Source organism: Streptomyces sp. NBC_00057 (assembly GCF_045041165.1).
GTDB lineage: Bacteria > Actinomycetota > Actinomycetes > Streptomycetales > Streptomycetaceae > Streptomyces.
Genome location: NZ_CP108256.1, coordinates 454,708 through 472,079 on the forward strand (window position 1 = coordinate 454,708; position 17,372 = coordinate 472,079).

14 protein-coding genes and 3 pseudogenes are annotated in these 17,372 nt (G+C 68.9%); 7 read left to right on the forward strand and 10 right to left on the reverse strand.

Annotated features, from left to right (window positions below; translation table 11 throughout):
- Positions 1 to 76: 76 nt before the first annotated feature.
- Complete coding sequence (locus OG953_RS02335; protein ID WP_405682172.1) at positions 77 to 1,540, forward strand: arabinose isomerase; 1,464 nt, start codon at positions 77 to 79, stop codon at positions 1,538 to 1,540.
- 57 nt (positions 1,541 to 1,597) lie between these two features.
- On the opposite strand, the gene OG953_RS02340 is transcribed toward OG953_RS02335, so the two are convergent.
- Entirely contained in the window at positions 1,598 to 2,689 is a 1,092-nt protein-coding gene (locus tag OG953_RS02340) for an enoyl-CoA hydratase/isomerase family protein (RefSeq protein ID WP_405682173.1), read from the reverse strand.
- Between the two features lie 244 nt (positions 2,690 to 2,933).
- Between OG953_RS02340 and OG953_RS02345 the strand changes: the two genes are divergently transcribed.
- A complete protein-coding gene (locus OG953_RS02345) occupies positions 2,934 to 5,081 on the forward strand; it encodes a SpoIIE family protein phosphatase (RefSeq protein ID WP_405682174.1) in 2,148 nt (715 codons plus the stop codon).
- Between the two features lie 93 nt (positions 5,082 to 5,174).
- On the opposite strand, the pseudogene OG953_RS02350 reads toward OG953_RS02345, so the two are convergent.
- The 5 genes and pseudogenes from OG953_RS02350 to OG953_RS02370 all read right to left on the reverse strand — a co-directional run bounded on the left by OG953_RS02350 (position 5,175) and on the right by OG953_RS02370 (position 8,642).
- A pseudogene (locus OG953_RS02350) lies at positions 5,175 to 5,700 on the reverse strand (LAETG motif-containing sortase-dependent surface protein).
- Between the two features lie 35 nt (positions 5,701 to 5,735).
- Complete coding sequence (locus OG953_RS02355) at positions 5,736 to 6,224, reverse strand: GNAT family N-acetyltransferase (RefSeq protein ID WP_405682175.1); 489 nt, start codon at positions 6,222 to 6,224, stop codon at positions 5,736 to 5,738.
- A gap of 41 nt (positions 6,225 to 6,265) precedes the next feature.
- Positions 6,266 to 7,363: a DUF6397 family protein gene (locus tag OG953_RS02360; protein ID WP_405682176.1), complete on the reverse strand. Its 1,098-nt coding sequence runs from the start codon at positions 7,361 to 7,363 to the stop codon at positions 6,266 to 6,268.
- Positions 7,364 to 7,458: 95 nt separating this feature from the next.
- Positions 7,459 to 7,872, reverse strand: coding sequence for a roadblock/LC7 domain-containing protein (locus OG953_RS02365; RefSeq protein WP_405682178.1), 414 nt, complete (start codon positions 7,870 to 7,872; stop codon positions 7,459 to 7,461).
- A gap of 143 nt (positions 7,873 to 8,015) precedes the next feature.
- On the reverse strand, positions 8,016 to 8,642 hold the full coding sequence (locus tag OG953_RS02370; protein ID WP_405682180.1) for a GTP-binding protein: 627 nt from the start codon (positions 8,640 to 8,642) through the stop codon (positions 8,016 to 8,018).
- Between the two features lie 346 nt (positions 8,643 to 8,988).
- Between OG953_RS02370 and OG953_RS02375 the strand changes: the two genes are divergently transcribed.
- The 3 genes and pseudogenes from OG953_RS02375 (at position 8,989) to OG953_RS02385 (ending at position 11,152) form a co-directional block, all read left to right on the forward strand.
- Positions 8,989 to 9,354 carry an ArsR/SmtB family transcription factor gene (locus OG953_RS02375; RefSeq protein ID WP_405682182.1) on the forward strand — a complete coding sequence of 122 codons (366 nt, stop codon included), beginning with the start codon at positions 8,989 to 8,991 and terminating at the stop codon, positions 9,352 to 9,354.
- 211 nt (positions 9,355 to 9,565) lie between these two features.
- Positions 9,566 to 10,607: pseudogene (locus OG953_RS02380) on the forward strand (cation transporting ATPase C-terminal domain-containing protein); the annotation flags it as partial.
- Entirely contained in the window at positions 10,604 to 11,152 is a 549-nt protein-coding gene (locus OG953_RS02385; protein WP_405682184.1) for a GNAT family N-acetyltransferase, read from the forward strand. The pseudogene OG953_RS02380 and the gene OG953_RS02385, both read left to right, overlap by 4 nt.
- Before the next feature lie 27 nt (positions 11,153 to 11,179).
- Here the strand turns inward: OG953_RS02385 and OG953_RS02390 are convergent, their stop codons facing one another.
- Positions 11,180 to 12,607 (reverse strand): LCP family protein, encoded by a 1,428-nt coding sequence (locus OG953_RS02390; RefSeq protein WP_405682185.1) that lies wholly within the window; start codon positions 12,605 to 12,607, stop codon positions 11,180 to 11,182.
- 258 nt (positions 12,608 to 12,865) lie between these two features.
- Between OG953_RS02390 and tatA the strand changes: the two are divergent.
- Positions 12,866 to 13,052 (forward strand): annotated as a pseudogene (tatA, locus tag OG953_RS02395) (Sec-independent protein translocase subunit TatA).
- Between the two features lie 167 nt (positions 13,053 to 13,219).
- Positions 13,220 to 13,795, forward strand: a complete 576-nt coding sequence (locus OG953_RS02400) for a TerD family protein (RefSeq protein ID WP_189280859.1) — start codon at positions 13,220 to 13,222, stop codon at positions 13,793 to 13,795.
- 112 nt (positions 13,796 to 13,907) lie between these two features.
- Here OG953_RS02400 and OG953_RS02405 read toward each other — a convergent pair whose 3' ends face one another.
- The 3 genes from OG953_RS02405 to OG953_RS02415 are packed head-to-tail and all read right to left on the reverse strand — an operon-like array spanning position 13,908 to position 17,363.
- Positions 13,908 to 14,342 carry a DUF742 domain-containing protein gene (locus OG953_RS02405; protein ID WP_405691576.1) on the reverse strand — a complete coding sequence of 145 codons (435 nt, stop codon included), beginning with the start codon at positions 14,340 to 14,342 and terminating at the stop codon, positions 13,908 to 13,910.
- Between the two features lie 22 nt (positions 14,343 to 14,364).
- On the reverse strand, positions 14,365 to 14,802 hold the full coding sequence (locus OG953_RS02410) for a roadblock/LC7 domain-containing protein (protein WP_405682187.1): 438 nt from the start codon (positions 14,800 to 14,802) through the stop codon (positions 14,365 to 14,367).
- The gene (locus OG953_RS02415; protein ID WP_405682189.1) at positions 14,799 to 17,363 is read right to left on the reverse strand and encodes a nitrate- and nitrite sensing domain-containing protein; all 2,565 of its coding nucleotides are present in this window, start codon (positions 17,361 to 17,363) and stop codon (positions 14,799 to 14,801) included. Before OG953_RS02415 ends, OG953_RS02410 begins: the two co-directional genes overlap by 4 nt.
- Between the last annotated feature and the right edge of the window lie 9 nt (positions 17,364 to 17,372).

A 17,372-nucleotide genomic window follows, 5' to 3' on the forward strand; every position in this document is an offset into this window, starting at 1 on the left:
GGACACCTCGACCGGGAGCCCGGGCCCCTCTCCGTGGAAGCCCGGGTACTCGTTGGATGACGAAGGAAGGAAACTCATGACTGATGTATCTCCCGCCGTGCTCGACGGCGTGCTCGCCCGCACCACGCGTCGCCGTACCCGTGTCGGTCTGGTCTCCGGTGGACTCGGCGCATACTGGCCGCAGTTCCCCGGCCTCCTCGACCAGTTGCGGGAATCGGCGCGCTTGGTGACCGGGCGGTTCGGGGAGATGGGCTGCGAGGTCGCCGACGCCGGCTTCATCTCCGACCCGCAGGAGGCCGCCAGGGCGGCGGAACAGCTGCGCAGGACCGACTGCGACATTGTCGTGATGTTCCTGACGACCTATCTCACGGCCTCGATGGTCCTGCCGATCGCCCAGCGCACCCACACTCCGGTACTGGTCATCGACCTCCAGCCGACCGAGGCGATGGACCACCTGAACACCGACACGGGCAGGTGGCTGGCGTACTGCGGACAGTGCCCGCTGCCGGAGGTCGCCAATGTGTTCCGGCGAAGCGGTATCCCCTTCCGCTCCGTCTCCGGCCATCTGCACGACGAGAACGCCTGGAACCGGATCCGCCGCTGGATCTTGGCCGCGCAGGTGCGCGGCGCGATGCGCCACGGCCGGCACGGGCTGATGGGCCACCTCTACCCCGGGATGCTCGATGTCTCCACCGACATGACGCTGGTCTCCACCCAGTTCGGCGGACACGTCGAAGTCCTCGAATTCGACGACCTGCGGGTCCGGGTCGCCGCCGTGACGAACGAGGAGGCCGCCGAACGCGTCGCGCTCGCGCGTACGGTCTTCACCCTCGACGACTCCGTCGACGAGGACGATCTCGCCTGGGCCGCCCGGGTATCGGTCGGACTCGACCGGCTCGTCGAAAACTTCGAGCTCGACAGCCTCGCCTACTACCACCGCGGACTCGAGGGCGAGATCCACGAGCGGCTCGGCGCGGGCATGATCCTCGGCGCGTCGCTACTGACCGCCCGAGGCGTCCCGATGGCCGGTGAGTACGAGCTGCGCACCAGCCTCGCCATGCTCATCGCCGACACCATCGGCGCCGGCGGCTCCTTCACCGAGCTCCAGGCCCTCAACTTCCGCGACCGGGTCGTCGAGATGGGCCACGACGGCCCCGCCCACCTCGCGATCAGCGCCGAGGATCCGCTGTTGCGCGGGCTGGGCGTGTACCACGGCAAACGCGGGTGGGGCGTCAGCGTCGAGTTCGACGTCAAACACGGTCCGGTCACCACGTTCGGGATCGGTCAGGAGGCGGACGGCAGCTTTGCGTTCATCGCCTCCGAGGGCGAAGTCGTCCCGGGACCTCTGCTGGAGATCGGAAACACCACCTCCCGCGTCGACTTCGGCTTCGACCCCGGCGAGTGGACCGACGCCTGGTCCTCGACCGGCATCGGCCATCACTGGACTCTCTGCACCGGCCACCGCGCCAAGGACCTCAAGGCCGCGGCAGACCTCCTCCGCATCCCGTTCCGCACCGTCACCGGCCCCAACGACCTCTGAACCGGCCTCCGCAATCCCGGTCCGTCTCAGTTCCGTCTTCGTCCGCCTCGGCCTGCCTCAGTCCGTATTCGTCAGATCAGTCCGTCGTCCGAGGCCGGAGTCCAGGCCGAGTTCTCGGTCGCCCAGCGTGGCGAAGAAGAGCGCCACGTCGGCCTCGGAGACCTCGGCCAGATCCGCCGGGCTCCACCGGGGATTGCGGTCCTTGTCAATGATCTGGGCACGCACGCCTTCCACCAGGTCGGGCCTGGTGAAGGCGGTGCACGAAGTCCGGTACTCCTGGTCGAGCACCGCCTCCAGGCTGTCGAGCCTGCGGGCCCTGCGCAGGGCGGAGAGTGTCACCTTGAGCGCGGTGGGCGACTTGGCCAGGATCGTCTCGGCGGCCTGCTTGGCGGCGGGGACACCGCTGTTGTCGAGGCGGTCGAGGATCTCCTCGACGGACTCGGCCCGGTAGCACGAATCGATCCACTCGCGGTGCGCCGCCAGTTCGCCGCCCGGCGCAGGCGAGGCGAACCGCCGCACCGTCTCCTCGATCTCGGCAGCCGTACCGCAGGCGGCGAGGGCCCTGGTGAGCTCGGCGAGGCGCTGCGACGGTACGAAGTGGTCGGCGAGCCCGCACAGCAGCGCATCACCCGCGCCGACCGCATCCGCGGTGAGCGCCAGATGGGTGCCGAGCTCACCGGGCGCGGCACCGAGCAGGTACGTCCCACCCACATCGGGGACGAAGCCGATGCCGGTCTCGGGCATGGCGACGCGCGAGCGTTCGGTGACGATCCGGACGTCGCCGTGGGCCGAGACACCGACGCCGCCGCCCATCACGATGCCGTCCATGATCGCGACATACGGCTTGAGGAATCGGGCGATACGGGCGTTGAGCCGGTACTCGTCACGCCAGAAGTCCATCGATGTGCCGCCGCCCGCGTGGACGTCCTCGTGGATCGAGCGGATGTCGCCGCCGGCGCAGAGGCCCCGCTCCCCCGCCCCGTTGATCAGGACCGCGGTGACGCTGTCGTCGAGCTCGGCTTCGGCGAGTGCTCCGTCGATGCGCAGCACCATGGCGTGGTTCAGCGCGTTGAGGGCGCGCGGGCGGTTGAGCGTGATGTGTCGGATGCGTCCTTCGGTGTGCAGCAGGACGGGATCGTCGTGGTTCATGAATGCGCTCCGGTCAGCCCCTGTGCCGTATCGCCCGCCGATCGTGGACGATCTTCCTCTGCCATTCTGCGGGGCGGGTCCCGGGGCTCGGGCGGCAGGGGTGCGGAGGCCGCCCGGAACGACCCTCAGTCCGGTTTTTGCCGGGTGTCCGCTGTGGCAGCCTGCCGGAACCGGTTCGACAATTGAGACACCCCGTACGGGCCGTGCCGCCCGGCTGCCCCGCCGGAAGACCTCCGGAGCAGGAATGACCGATCACGACCGGCAACCGAGCACATCCGTCCCGCCCCGCCTGCTGATCGAGAAGACGCACAACGGCGAGACCGCGACGGCGCAGCGGCTTGCCATGAATCGGACGGGTAGTTTCGAGTGGGACATGGATGCCCACTCGCTCGACATCGACGAAGCGGGCCTGCTGGTCTTCGGGCTGGACCCACTGGCCTTCGACTCACGGCCCGATTCCCTGGTGGAACGACTCGAACCTTCGGAGCGGACCAGACTCCATGTGGCGATCGACGAGGCGATCAAGGGTGGGCGCAGCTCGTACAGCGTTCGCTTCCGGGTACCGCTCGACGACGGCAGGGACCAGTGGACCCATGTCCAGGCGCGGATACTGCGCAGCGATGACGGCCGGGCGCACCGGGTCGTCGGGGTGGTACGGGACGCGACGGCGGAGGTAACCCATTCGGCCTTCGTGAGGGACCTGGAAAAGCGGCAACAGCGCCAGACGAGCATTGTTGAACGCACGACGAGCGCGTTGTCACGTGCGGTGACCGTGGATGATGTGACCGCCGCGCTCACCGGACCGGGTGGGCTGGACCGGCTCGGCGCGGACGGCCTCGCACTCGGTCTGGTCGAGAACGCCACACTGAATGTCATCGCCCTGAGCGGCGACCCACTGGAGGCGATCGACGAGCTTGGATCCACGGGTCTGGACCGGAGGTACCCCCTGGCCGACACAATTCTCAGCGGCCGCCCCCGGTTCCTGACCTCGGTCTCGGGACTCATACACCGCTATCCCGTGCTGACTCGCCACGCAGGACGGCTGGAATTCCGTGCGGCCGCCTATCTACCGCTCGTCGCCCAGGCGCGTTCCCTCGGCACCCTGGCGCTCTTCTACCGCGAAAACACGACTTTCAACGCTGATGAGCGCAATCTGTGTCTGGGGCTGGCTGCCATCGTGGCCCAGTCCCTGCAGCGGGCGAGGCTCTTCGACGAGGAGCGCGAATTCGCCACCGGCCTCCAGGCGACCATGCTGCCGCGGCGGGTCCAGGAGATCGAGGGTGGCGAGATAGCCGTGCGCTATCACGCGGCCTGGAGCGGACGCCAGGTCGGCGGTGACTGGTACGACGTGATCGCGCTGCCGATGAACCGTTTCGGCATCGTCGTGGGTGACGTGCAGGGTCATGACACGCATGCCGCCGCCATCATGGGCCAGTTGCGTATCGCCCTGCGCGCGTACGCCGGCGAGGGACACCATCCGTCGACGGTGCTGGCCCGGGCCTCGCGCTTCCTCGCCGAACTGGACACGGAACGCTTCGCGACGTGTACGTACGCCCAGGTCGATCTCGCCTCGGGGACCGTGCGTGTGGTGCGCGCCGGCCACTTCGGACCGCTGATCCGGCACGTGGACGGCCGGGTCAGCAGCCCGCAGGTACGGGGCGGTCTGCCCCTGGGCATTTCGACCGACTTCGAGGACGAGGAGTTTCCGGAGACCCGTCTCGACCTGGTGCCGGGCGAAACCATTGTCCTGTACACCGATGGACTCGTGGAAGAGCCGGGGGTCGATGTCGATACGGGCGTGCAGGCTCTGATCAACGAGGTCAGTGCAGGGCCCGCGGGTGCTCAGGCGCTGGCCGATCATCTGTCGGACCGGCTGTGGGAGCGTTGGGGTTCGGGGGACGATGTCGCCCTGCTGGTGCTGCGGCGCAGCCCAGGCCCTGGGTCGCCTCGGGCTCCGCGGTTGCACCAGTACGTCCACCAGGCGGACCCGGAGGGACTGTCCGACGCCCGCACCATCGTGCGCCAGGCCCTGACCGACTGGGACATGGCCGAATTCGCCGACGACGCCGAGCTGGTGACCGGGGAACTGCTGGTGAATGTACTTCTGCACACGGAAGGTGGCGCGGTACTCACTCTGGAGATGCTGCCTGAGCCCGTCCGGCGGGTCCGGCTGTCGGTTCAGGACCGTTCGAGCGTGTGGCCGAGTCGTCGCAGCCCGGGCGAGACCGCAACATCGGGGCGAGGCCTGCTGCTCCTGGATGCCGTCGCCGCCCGTTGGGGCATCGAGCCTCGCGGCGAAGGGAAGGCCGTCTGGTGCGAGATCGGTCCGTCGGCGCCGCCCACCTCCACTCCCCCACTGCCGCCCGCGGAGCAGGAGCAGGAGCAGGTGTGACGAAAGCGCAGAGGGATGTGTCGCCCGCGCGGGGCGACACATCCCTCGACGGGTGGTCCTGGCGCAATCCTGCGCCAGGACCACCCGTCTACGTCAATGCTGTGCGGTACGACGCTGCGCACGGACCACATGATGCCGCCACCGGCCAGAAGGACGGCCACAGCCGCTCCACCGATGATCGGAGTGGCGGACGAGGAACCCGTCTCGGCCAGGTCCGGACCTGCGACGGCATGGCCTCGGGCGGCACGGGCGACGGGGTGGTGCCCTCGCACACCGGCGCCAGCTTGGTCTCGTCGCGCGAGAAGTTGTCGCCGTCGCCGGCCTTGACGACGAGGTGAACCGTCAGTTCCTTGTCGTGCTTGGGCAGCTCAATCTTCTTGTGGAGCTCCCTACCGAAGGTCTCGGTGGGCAGGAGGTCCTTGCCGTCGACGGTCACGGTCACCTGGTTGGTGACGTTGCCGTTGTAGGCAGTCAGGTCAAGGGTCACCTCGGTGCAGGTCACGGCCCAGGTGGGGGTATGGGCTGCGGCCGGGCCGGCAGGGAGGACCGTGCCGGTCAGGCCGACCACCGTTGCGGCCGCGAGTGTCCCCGCAGCACGCAACGATCTCCTACCCCACATCACCACCGCTTGGGACATGATGGACAAGGCGACTGTCACAGAGGGCGGTACATGATGTGCAGTCCGACGAATCCCTGTTTCGGATGGTTGAACCCCTCGGGCAGGGTTCCCAGGATTTCGAAGCCGAGCGAGCGGTAGAGCCGGACAGCGTAGGTGTTCGTCTCCACCACGGCGTTGAACTGCATGGCCCAAAACCCCGACGAGCGAGCCCATTCCAGCGTGTACACGCACAGGGACCGGCCCACACCCTGTCCGGAACACTTGGGGTCGACCATGTAACTGGCGCTGGCGATGTGCGCGCCGTTGCCCATGTGATTGTTGTTCATCTTTGCCGTGCCGAGGATGGTCCCGTCGTCGTCGACTGCGACGACCGTGCGGTTCGGTGACTCGAGGAGCCACCAAGAGCGGGCATCGTCCTCACCGAGATCGAGTGGGTAGGTGAAGGTCTCGCCAGCGGCGACGATTTCGTGAAAGAACGGCCAGATGGCGGGCCAGTCCTCGGCAGTGGCTTCCCTGATCAGCATGTGGGCCAGGATGCCGGTGCCGTTCTCCCTGTGCGAGTTGTTTATCGGCAGGGACGCCGGGATGCGCGCCTTCGCAGACCGAGCCGGGCAAGCAGCCCAAGTGCGGCTTCTGGAGCCGCTGTCGGCGTAGGTGCAGGATCGGGCGCCGGATCACGTACCGGATCGGAATCGCGTACAGGAACGAAGGTTGGTGCGGGCTCGGACGCCGGGAAGGGACCGAATGCCGGGTCGGGGCTGAAGACCTGGACGGGTTCGCAAACCGAGGCAGGTTCGGGCTCAGCAACGGGTTCGGGCTCAGGTTCCCGCCCCCTCTCGAGCCCGAGCCCGAGCTCGTTCCTGGGGCCGGGGCGCCAGTCGTCGCCCGGACGCGGAGCCGGCCGGGCCTCCCGGGCGTTGTCCAGCTCCATGATCAGGCCGACCCGCCGCCACAGCATCTCGTCCGGTTCGTCGGCCTGCATCAGGCGCCCCATGGCCTCCCTCGCAGAAGGCGACCCCGTTGGCCCGAAGACCGGTTCGGGCCGGATCCTGGCGAGGTAGGCGCGCTCGTACGGATCGTCGACCACCTCTGCCAACTGCACCGGGTCCAGCGTGCCCGCGAGCACGGCCGCGCGGGCCCAGGGGTCCTCCGTGAGGCTCATCAGCCGTTCAATGCGGCGCGAGCGCCAGTCGTGCGCACGGAAGTCGGCGCCTCCCTCCAACCGGCTACGCACCCAGGCCGGACTCTTCCCCACCAGGAGCTGAGACTCCCTGGCGGCGAACTCCGCAAGCTCCTGGGCGAGATAGAGCCAGACCACCGCCCGGTAGCGGTTGAGATAGAACGTGATCGGCGTGAGGCATCCCGCACGGGCCAGCTTGGTGAAGCGGTCCGGACTGATCCCGAGCAGTTGGGCGCCTTCCGCCGTCCCGACAGTGTGCACCCTCTCCCGCAGCGCCTCCGGGAACCCGTCCTGCGACCGCAGCCGGTCGACCTCCTCCCTGCGGACCCTCGGCCTTCCGCCACCCTGCTGCACCAGCACGCGGACCAGACCCACATGTACGGCAATGGCGAACTCGCCGCGCTTCAGCTGAAGTTCCTGGGCTGCTGTGCCCACAGCCATCGTGCTCGCGGTCTCCGTACACACAGCTTCGGTAACAGTCATGATGCTCTCCCCCGTGAGAAACAATTACTCTCTGTGAGCACCATAATCCGGGAGGACATCGCTCGGCCGGCCTGTGGACAACTCCCAGGCCGGGGTCAGGTCCGCTTGTTTCCTTCGCTTTCCGCCTGCCGCGCGGCAACACCGAGATGCTCTCCGACTCTGTTCACGAGCAGCGTCATCTCGTACGCGACCTGACCGACGTCGGCCTCGGCCGCGCTCAGCACGCACAGACAGCTGCCGTCCCCTGCGGCCGTCACAAAGAGCAGTGCCTCGTCGAATTCCACCATGGTCTGCCGGGCCTTCCCTGCGCGGAAGTGGCGTCCCGATCCGCGGGCGAGGCTGTGCAGCCCGGACGAGACCGCTGCAAGATGCTCCGCGTCCTCACGCGCCAGGCCTGTGCTCGCTCCGGTCACCAGTCCGTCGTTCGACAGCACCAATGCGTGCCGTATGTGCTCGACCCTGCTCGTGAGATCGTCAAGGAGCCAGTCGAGTTCCCTGTCCAGCGCCATTTCCCCGCTCCTCCCCGCTCATGCGTTCCCCGTGCCCCACGTTTCGCGTAAGCCTCGCGCACTGGTCACGTACGGGCAAGCACTCCTCGGTCATGTGGCTGGGTCCTGGCCCCTTGGCGCGCGACAGATGTGCGCCGGGAGGGTCAGCTCACCGAGTCGAGGAGCCGGGCGGTGTGCATCCGGCCGGCATATTCGACCATGCGGATCAGGACTTCCTTGCCGGAGTCCCGGTCGCGCGCATCACACAGCACGACGGGCGTGCCGAGGTCGAGATCGAGGGCACGGGACACTTCGCGTTCGCCGTAGGCGCGGGCGCCCGCGAAGCAGTTCACCGCTACGACGAAGGGGATGCCGCGGTGCTCGAAGTAGTCGACGGCCGGGAAACAGTCCTCCAAGCGCCGGGTGTCGGCGAGGACGACGGCCCCGAGCGCCCCTTGGGAGAGCTCGTCCCACAGGAACCAGAAGCGGTCCTGTCCCGGTGTGCCGAACAGATAGAGCGAGAGACCGGACCGGATGGTGATGCGTCCGAAATCCATGGCGACGGTCGTCGTGGTCTTCTGATCGACCCCGTCGGTGTCGTCGACCGACTGTCCGGCCTCGCTGAGGAGTTCCTCCGTCCGCAGCGGCCGGATCTCGCTGACCGCGCCGACCAGCGTCGTCTTCCCGACCCCGAAGCCTCCGGCGACCAATATCTTCAGTGCGAGGGCGTCGGTCTCCACGACCTCCCCGGCCGTCTCCCCGTGGGTTTTGTCAGCGTGCTCGGAAGGCATCGATCACTTCTCTCACCAGTGAGTCCCAAGACGCTGAATACGCAGGTCAGAGCTGTCTTGAAGGGCTCAGATTCCGTGGACCGTCAGCATGAGTACGGCGACAGCATGGCAAACGAGAACCTGCCCCGTGGGACGGGATCGCTTTTTTAGCGATGTGACCGTTCCCGCTCACCGACTGCCCGGATGAGTCCACAATCCGATGCGTCTGGCGGAGTGCGCCTGCTGTTCCCGGTCGTGAGCGCACGGGCCGCTCACCAACGCATGGGCCCGCGGACGGCGGCAGGTCGGCGCCTACACTGGGTGTTTCGGGTGCGAGGAATGGCCCACGCGGACAGGGAGAGCAAGAGTGTCGACAGCTGCCGACGGCGGTTTCGAGGATCCGCCCGCGGAGGTACTGGTGGAGGCGGCTGCCGCCTTCGGCCTGCTGGCGACGCCTGCGCGCCTGCACATCGTGTGGGCCCTCTCCCAGGGCGAGAGCGATGTGACCGGCCTCGCGGACCGGGTGGGCGGCACCCTTCCTTCGGTGAGCCAGCATCTGACGAAGCTGAAACTGGCCGGTCTCGTACGGTCACGCCGCGAAGGCCGCCGGCAGGTGTATCTGGTCGACGACCCCGACGTGGTGACGGTCGTCCGGCTGATGGTCGGTCAGCTCGCCGAACGCGCCGGACACGCGCCCGCGCACCCCGTACGCCTCCGTGAACGCGGTGCCTGAGAGCAGTGCCGCCGCAGGTCCCGGCAGCACCGATCCCGACCAGTCGTCCGCCGTGATCGTGCCGATGGCGGACGCGGCGGTCGGCCGGAGCGCCGCCCCTGGCGTCGCGCCGCCCGCTTCGCCGGTTGCCGCACCGACCTCCTTGCAGGTTCTCCGCTCGCTGGACAGCGGGCCGCGCGGGCTGCTGGAGGGGCAGGCGGAGGAACCCGAGGTGAACGCACTTTGGACGCTGCAGCTCGCTGAACTGCCCGCCCCCGACGCACTCGACGAGGCGGTTCTGGGCGCCACCGCGGAGCAGGAGGGGGCGCTGTGCGCGTACGACGGTGTGGCCGCGCTGCCGTTCGATCCGGTGCGGCGCCTCGCCACCGCGGTCGTCCGCAGCCCCGGCAGGCTCGGCACCCACACCCTCGTCACGAAGGGGGCAGTGGAGGCAGTACTCGACCGCTGTGCCCTGGACAATGCCGAACGGGGCCGGCTGAGGGCCCTGGCCACGCGCGAGGCCGCGGACGGTCTGCGGCTGCTCGCGGTGGCCCGGAGCGAGCGGCCCGCCCGGCTCGGTACGTACACGACGGCCGACGAACAGGGACTGGCCTTCCTCGGGTTCGCATGCGATCAGGGCCGGCCGGCACTGCAGCGGGAACATCGCCACGTATCTGCGCATCACTCTCACTTCGAACCTCGGCAATGTCATCGCGATGCTTGCCGCGGGGCTGATGCTGCCGTTCCCGCCGAGGCTTCCGGCACAGGTCCTGGTGCAGAACCTGTGCTTCGACATGGCGCAGCTCGCCTTCGCGTTCGACCAGCCCGCACCTGCGGTGCTGCGGACCCACGGTGCTGCGCCACGCGACTTCCTCCGCTTCATCACGGGCTTCGGTCTGCTGAACGCCACTGCGGACCCGGCGACGTTCGCAGTGCCGGCCTACGCATTGCACGGTTCGGCGACATCGGGCGGGCAGGAGGCGTTCCACTCCGCCTGGTTCACCGAGAACCTGCTCACCCAGGCTCTGGTGATGCTGCTGCTCCGTACGGGCCGCCGCACTGCCGAGGGTCACAGCGGCGGCCCGCTGCGGGCGGCAGCGTCCGGACTCGCGGTGGTCGGCCTGCTGCTGCCGCTCTCTCCGCTCGGTCCGCTGCTGGGCATGAGGGCGCTGCCACCGCTCTATTTCCTTTTGCTCGCAACGGTGCCGGCCCTGTACACATGCGGACTGTGGGCGGCCCGCACCCGCTACGAACGGAAGTGGAGATTCTCATGACCCTCTCGCGCATCGACCGCCTGGCGTCCGCCACGAGTACGGGCGTCGGTGGCGGGCAGGCGGTGCGTGCTCGCCGCGCCACGCTCGACGATGTGCCCGCGTTGGTACGGTTGCGGGGGCTGATGCTGGCCGACATGGGGATGGAGACGGGTGGTGTCGATGCCCCATGGCGGGCGGCCTCCGCTGAGTGGTTCACCGAGCGGCTGCGTCGGCCCGACACGTTCGCCGCGTTCCTGGTCGACGACCCCGAGCTCGGCACCGTCTCCAGCGCCGTCGGGACATGCGATGCGCATGCCCCCAGCCCGGCGAATCCGAGCGGACTGCACGGGCATGTCTCCAATGTCAGCACCGATCCCCGACGGCGCCGCCGTGGGCATGCCCGTGTCTGCCTCGATGCCCTCCTCGCCTGGTTCCGCGAGGAGGCCCACGTCACGGTGGTCAATCTGTACGCCACGGGGGACGGAGCCGCTCTGTACGAGTCGTGCGGCTTCGCGGCTCCCCGTCACCCGGCGCTGCAGCTCCGGACGGTCCCGGCACCGCTCTGAGCGCCGCCTTCCCACCGCCGCGGGAGGTCAGCCGTACGAGAGGTCCGCGCACGGGTCGTCGTCGGCCGACCGCGCCCCGGCGGCGACGATGGGCGGCACGGCGGAGGGTGCCGGGTTTTCGGGTGCGAACGATGGGTTCTGTGCGTAGGAACTGCCGAGGATCACCTGGATTCCGACGGTGTCGGACGCGGTCGTCCGGGCTCCGGCGAAGAGCCGTGCAGTGGTCTCTGCCTCGTTCCGCAGGCCCGGTCCGTACTCGATGACGGTCGAGGCGTAGTCCTGGCTGCTCGCATTGGCCGTGGTGGTGACGGTGAAGCGTCGGGCGCGCAGAAGTTCGGCGGCCCGGGCCGCGAGTCCCCTGACCGTGGTGCCGTTGTAGACGGCGATGCTGATGCCCGTGCCGGAGACCGGGGCGACGGCCGCGGGCGATGCCGGGCCGCTCGCCGCCCTTCTGCCCTCGGCCGATCCCTTGCCGCTGGCGTCCTGGCCGTCGACCGTACGGTCGGCCTTCAGCGCTGCCCAGAGCGCGTCGGCGTCCGGTTCGACTATCGCGACGCGCGAGCCCTCGTAGCGCCAGGGGACAGTGACGAACTTGGTGTTGTGCAGGTCGATGTTCTTCATCGACATGGCGAACGACAGAAGCCGGTCGGCCGACCCGAGCCCGGGGTCGACAGTCATCGCGTCGGTGGCCGCGTCGGCGAGGGGCAGCAATGTGGTGGGGTTCAGTCCCCGGGACTTGACCTTCTTGATGAGGGAGGCCACAAATGCCTGCTGGCGCTTGATCCGCCCTATGTCCGAGCCGTCACCGATGCCGTGCCGGAGCCGGACGTAGTCGAGTGCCCGCTGCCCGGAGACTGTCTGCGGACCCTTCGCGAAGATCCGGGCACCCCGTGTGGGCCGCTTCGGGCTGAGGTCTCGCTGGTAGATGTCCTGGGGTAGACACACCGGAACGCCCCCGACGGCCGATGTCAGCGCGGAGAATCCGGCGAAATCGATGACGACGGTGTGGTCGACGCGCAGGCCGGTGAGCTGCTCGACCGTGTTCTGGGTGCAGGCCGGGTTTCCCTCGGCCGTCTCCCCCACCGAGAACGCACCGTTGAACATCACGTCGTGCTGCGGCGCGGTCCACTCGCCGCTCGGCATCTTGCAGGCCGGGATGTCGACCAGGGAGTCACGCGGAATGGACACGGCGACCGCGTGTTTGCGGTCGGCGTACACATGGAGAAGGAACGCGGTGTCGGAGCGCCCCACCGTACCCATGCCGCCGCCCAGCTTGCTGTTGTCGCCCGCGCGTGAGTCCGATCCGATGACCAGGACGTTCTGCCCGTTCGACGAGCCGGGCGGCCGGTCGCCCGAGATCCCGTCCGCGCTGAAGGTGTCGATGCTGCCGTTCAGTTTGAGGTAAGCCCACCCGACGCCCGCGACAAGCAGCACGAGGAACGACAGCCCGAACATGGCTGTTCGCCGCAGCCGGCTGCCCCTTCGCCTGCCCGCTGCTGAATTGTGACTTCCTGTCATCGGCCACCCCGTCCGTCCGGCGTCCATGGTGGACGACGCGCTCGCTCCGCCGCCCCATGGTTGAACAGTTGCGCAATGTGGCAAGTATCGCTGTTCGAGTGGATCACCGGACCTGCCACAACCAGCCTGAAGCACCGTCCGCGAACGCCGAGCGGAAACACCGACCAAGACACCGAAAGGAAGGGCGGGACACAAATGTTGCGCAACGGCCTCGAACCCTGGCACCTGTTGATCGTGGCGATTGTGGTCATCGCCCTGTTCGGCTCGAAAAAAGCTGCCGGACACGGCCCGCGCCCTGGGCAAATCCATGCGGATCCTGAAGAGTGAGGCGAAGGCCATGAAGGAGACCGATGTGAGTCCCGGTACCGACCCACGCACATGAGGTATCGGCTCACCAACGTACGGCGCCCCTCCCTGCCAGTCACTTCAGGGTTTGCGCATGCGAGGAAACCACGGGCGAGGCGCCATCATTGACCCGTATGACGGCCGAAGAAGCACTGATCACCACATCACCGAATCGCTGAACCACTGGATCACTGGAGGAAGTTCATGGGTGTGACCCTGGCCAAGGGCGGCAACGTCTCCTTGTCGAAGGAGGCGCCCGGCCTGACCGCAGTGACGGTCGGCCTGGGCTGGGACGTTCGGACGACGACGGGGGCGGATCACGACCTGGACGCGAGCGCGCTGCTGTGCTCGGATGCCGGCAAGGTCCTCTCCGACCTGCACTTCGTCTTCTACAACAACCTGACGAGCCCGGACGGTTCGGTCCAGCACACCGGCGACAATCTGACCGGCGAGGGCGAGGGCGACGACGAGTCCATCAATGTGGACCTGGCGGCTGTCCCGGCGGATGTCGCGAAAATAGTCTTTCCGGTCTCCATTCATGACGCGCAGAGCCGCGGTCAGAGCTTCGGCCAGGTCCGCAACGCATTCATCCGCGTGGTGAACCGGGCGAACGGGGTCGAGCTGGCCCGTTACGACCTCAGCGAGGACGCCTCGACCGAGACCGCGATGGTCTTCGGCGAGCTGTACCGGCACGGCGCGGAGTGGAAGTTCCGTGCGGTCGGCCAGGGTTATGCCTCGGGCCTGGCCGGTATCGCATCCGACTACGGGGTCAACGTCTGACCCCGAGGCACCGTACGGTCGACGAGCGCGGCCCCTCTCTCCTCCCTACGCCGGGGCGAGGAGAGAGGCCCGCCTGCTCCGCGTACGGCCCGACCGCGTCACCGAAGTGTCCCTACAGAGCGCGCAGACCGATGATCACCTCGCGAAGAATGTGTTCGTCCGGCAGCTGTGCGGGCAGCACGGGGCGGCTGACGCGTACGTAGCCGGCTTCGAGCAGATCGCCGAGGAGTACGCGTACGACTCCGACCGGAAGGTCGGCATCGGCGGAGAGCTCCGCGACGGACTGGGTCTCCGACCGGCAGAGGGTGAGCAGGGCTCGGTGCTCGGGACCGAGCAGGGATTCCTCGGAGCCGTCCGGTGCGTTGTCGTCGAAGGTGACGAGTGCGATCAGATCGAACTGCACGCCGGTGGGGCCCGGTTCGGTCCGGCCACCCGTTACGGCGTAGGGGCGGACCAGCGGGCCGGCTTCGGCGTCGTACCACTGGCTGCCTGGACGTGTGTGTGGGCCCGGGGTCCGCGGGATTCCCCCCGGGCCCTCGTCGGTCATGGACACGGCCGTCTCCGCCCTCTCAGCCGACTGCCGACGGGGGTGCGGCGAACCGCGGCGGGGTACGCAGATGCTCACCCACCCGTTTGACGAGCCGGGCCATCTCGTAGGCGACCAGTCCGATGTCGGCGAAGGCCGTACTGAGTACGGCGAGGCAGGATCCATCGCCCGCTGCCGCGACGAACAGAAAGCCCTCGTCCATCTCGACCATGGTCTGGCGTACGTTCCCGGCCCGGAAATGGCGCCCCGCGCCCTTGGCCAGGCTGTGGAATCCGGAGGCCACGGCGGCCAGATGCTCGGCGTCCTCGCGGCTCAGGGCGCTGGAGGCGCCCACCGCGAGGCCGTCGCCGGAGAGCACGACGGCGTGGCGGACCTCACCGACCCGTGTCACCAGATCGTCCAGCAGCCAGTCGAGTTCGCCCGAGCTGTGGCGCACCCCGGTCCTCTCGTTCGCGATCATGCATGGTCTCCTTCGCTGCGTGGACGGGGGTAGGTGGTGCCCGGGCGGGGCGAGGATGTGCCGGGGGCGGTGCCGCCGCCGCGCACCCAACCGTTGCGGTAGGCGGTCATGCGGTCCCGGGCCTGCTCCGGGGTGCGCTCCGGCGGGCGGTCCTTGCCGTTCGGGTCGCCGTGTGGCGGTTCTTCGGGGCGGGGCTCCTCGCGCAGTTGCGGAACGAGGCTGGCCTGCCGCACACGGCGCGGCAGCGTGCCGTCGTCGGGCTGCTCTTGCGAGTGGGCCACGGCCTTGTGCTCGTCCGTTCCGCCCGGACGCCCGCGCAGCAAGGTGACCGCGGCAGCGGGCTGCGTGCGGGACTCGAGCGCGGGTACCGGTACCGGCGCCGGGAAGGCCGTGGTCCGCGGTCGCGCCGTACGGGGGCCGGGTCCGGGTCCGAAGGGCGGACAGTCCCGGTCGTCCTGGCGCTCGACCGAGGTGTTCCCAGGCGCGGTCGGCACCTCGGCCGCCGGAAGTGCGGTCTGCAGCACTGCCGTTGGCAGCAGAACCACCGCGGTCGTCCCGCCGTACGCGGAGGTGCGCAGCTGAACCTTGATGTGGTGGCGTACGGAGAGTCGGCTGACGACGAAGAGGCCGAGCCGGTCGCTGTCGAAGAGGTCCAGTGCCTCCGCCTGTTCGATGCGCCGGTTTGCCTCGCCAAGGAGTTCGTTGCCCATGCCCAGGCCGCGGTCCTCGATCTCCAGGGCGTAGCCGTTGCCCACGGGCTCGCCGCTGATGCGCACCTTGGTGTGGGGCGGTGAAAACTGTGCGGCATTCTCGATGAGTTCGGCCAGCAGGTGGGTGAGGTCGGCAACGGCTGTGCCCTTCACCGCGGCGTCGGGCAGTTGCCGTACCTCCACGCGGGCGTAGTCCTCGATCTCGGAGACGGCGGCGCGTACGACGTTGGTCAGCGGTACGGGCATCCGCCAGGCCCGTCCCGGCGCCGCGCCGGACAGGATGATCAGACTCTCGGCGTGCCGTCGCATCCGGGTGGTGAGGTGGTCGAGCCGGAAGAGATCGCTCAGCTCGTCGGGGTCGTCGGCGCGGCGTTCCATGCTGTCGAGGAGGTTGAGCTGACGGTGGACCAGCACCTGACTACGACGGGCAAGGTTGACGAAGACTCCGGAGATGCCGTCGGCGAGTTCGGCCCGTTCAACGGCAGCGCTGAGGGCTGCCCGGTGCACTGTGCCGAGTGCCTCGCCTACCTGGCCGATCTCGTCGTGGGTGGCCGGGCCCTGCGGGGCCTCGGCCCCGATGTCGAGTTCCTCGCCCGCACGTAGCCGTTGCATGGCGCGTGGCAGTTTACGGCGGGCGATCTCCAGGGCGCTGTTGCGGAGACTGACGAGTTCGACGACGAGTCCGCGACCGATGCGCACGGAGATCACCAGTGAGGCGGCGACGGCGACGCAGCCGAAGAGCACGGCGGCTCCGGACGGGCTGAACAGTCCTCGGGCGAGCGGATTCGACCGGTCGGCGGCGCGCTGGCCGGCGGTGGTGTCGATGGTGCGCAGCTCGCTCCGTACGCGGTCCGCTGCTCGTTCCCAGTCGGCAGCAAGCACTGCCCGCGCGGCATCGCGACCGGCGGGCGCGGCGAGCACCTTGTCCTCGGCGGCCTGGATCTGCCGGTAGGCGTCCCGGGCGGTGAACCTCTGCCAGACGGCCCGTTCGGAGGTGGGCAGATCTGCGCCCGAGGTCTCGGTGAAGTTCCTTCGGGAATCCACCGCTCCGGTGAACAGGCGCAGTTGGCCGCCCTTGAGCGTTCCTGTGCGAGCGGCCGTGGCCAGCAGGGCGTCCTCGCGGGCCAGCATCTCGTCGGCGCGGGAGAGTTCGAGCAGGACGCGGGCGTCGGAGCCGAGTGCGTCGTCCTGGATGCCGGTGAGTGCGCCGCGGACGCCGAGGGCCGCGGAGACGGCCGCGGTGTACTGGTCGTACACGGCGTTCTCGTCGCCCGCATCGCTCCTGTCGACGCGCAGTCGGTGGGTGAGGCCCAGGAACCGGTCGAGCCGGTCGGCAACGGTGGGCGGGAGGTTGCCGGTGTCGGCGATGGTGTGCCCGCTGTCGAGGCGCAGGGCGGCGAGCGCGGTGTCGGTGCGCTCGGTCTGGCGCTCCAGTGCGGCTGCCTGGGCACTGCTGGGGGCCGCGGACTGGAGCATGGCCGCCCGGCGCTCGCTCTGGAGTGCCGCGACAGCGGTGGATATGGGAGCCCGGACCTCGTCGTCGACCTGCTGCGACTGGCGCAGCCGTGCCACATCCTGGGCGGTGGTGACCGTGGCGAAACCCCACAGGGCGAGCAGCGAGACGACCGGCACCATCAGCAGCGAGATGATCTTCGCGCGTACGGTCCTGGGACGCAGCCTCCACCGTCCGCGCGGCGCGGATGTGTCGTGTGTCAGCAGCGGCCTCACGTCGTGCTCGGCGCTCTCGTCGGCCGGCTGCCCCGCGTGCGCGCGGCGTCCGCGCGTCGGTGGGTCGGTGGGCCGGGCGGTCGCAGTCGCACCGGTTTCCGGGGTCGTGCGGGGTGGGCGCATGGCCTCCTC

What these genes read in the sequence shown, in the direction of transcription:
- OG953_RS02410 (WP_405682187.1), bottom strand. Translation starts at nt 14,802, where the DNA reads ATGATCGCGAACGAGAGGACCGGGGTGCGCCACAGCTCGGGCGAACTC.
- OG953_RS02400 (WP_189280859.1), top strand. Translation starts at nt 13,220, where the DNA reads ATGGGTGTGACCCTGGCCAAGGGCGGCAACGTCTCCTTGTCGAAGGAG.
- OG953_RS02340 (WP_405682173.1), bottom strand. Translation starts at nt 2,689, where the DNA reads ATGAACCACGACGATCCCGTCCTGCTGCACACCGAAGGACGCATCCGA.
- OG953_RS02345 (WP_405682174.1), top strand. Translation starts at nt 2,934, where the DNA reads ATGACCGATCACGACCGGCAACCGAGCACATCCGTCCCGCCCCGCCTG.
- OG953_RS02360 (WP_405682176.1), bottom strand. Translation starts at nt 7,363, where the DNA reads ATGACTGTTACCGAAGCTGTGTGTACGGAGACCGCGAGCACGATGGCT.
- OG953_RS02385 (WP_405682184.1), top strand. Translation starts at nt 10,604, where the DNA reads ATGACCCTCTCGCGCATCGACCGCCTGGCGTCCGCCACGAGTACGGGC.
- OG953_RS02365 (WP_405682178.1), bottom strand. Translation starts at nt 7,872, where the DNA reads ATGGCGCTGGACAGGGAACTCGACTGGCTCCTTGACGATCTCACGAGC.
- OG953_RS02355 (WP_405682175.1), bottom strand. Translation starts at nt 6,224, where the DNA reads ATGCTGATCAGGGAAGCCACTGCCGAGGACTGGCCCGCCATCTGGCCG.
- OG953_RS02335 (WP_405682172.1), top strand. Translation starts at nt 77, where the DNA reads ATGACTGATGTATCTCCCGCCGTGCTCGACGGCGTGCTCGCCCGCACC.
- OG953_RS02370 (WP_405682180.1), bottom strand. Translation starts at nt 8,642, where the DNA reads ATGCCTTCCGAGCACGCTGACAAAACCCACGGGGAGACGGCCGGGGAG.
- OG953_RS02405 (WP_405691576.1), bottom strand. Translation starts at nt 14,342, where the DNA reads ATGACCGACGAGGGCCCGGGGGGAATCCCGCGGACCCCGGGCCCACAC.
- OG953_RS02390 (WP_405682185.1), bottom strand. Translation starts at nt 12,607, where the DNA reads ATGTTCGGGCTGTCGTTCCTCGTGCTGCTTGTCGCGGGCGTCGGGTGG.
- OG953_RS02415 (WP_405682189.1), bottom strand. Translation starts at nt 17,363, where the DNA reads ATGCGCCCACCCCGCACGACCCCGGAAACCGGTGCGACTGCGACCGCC.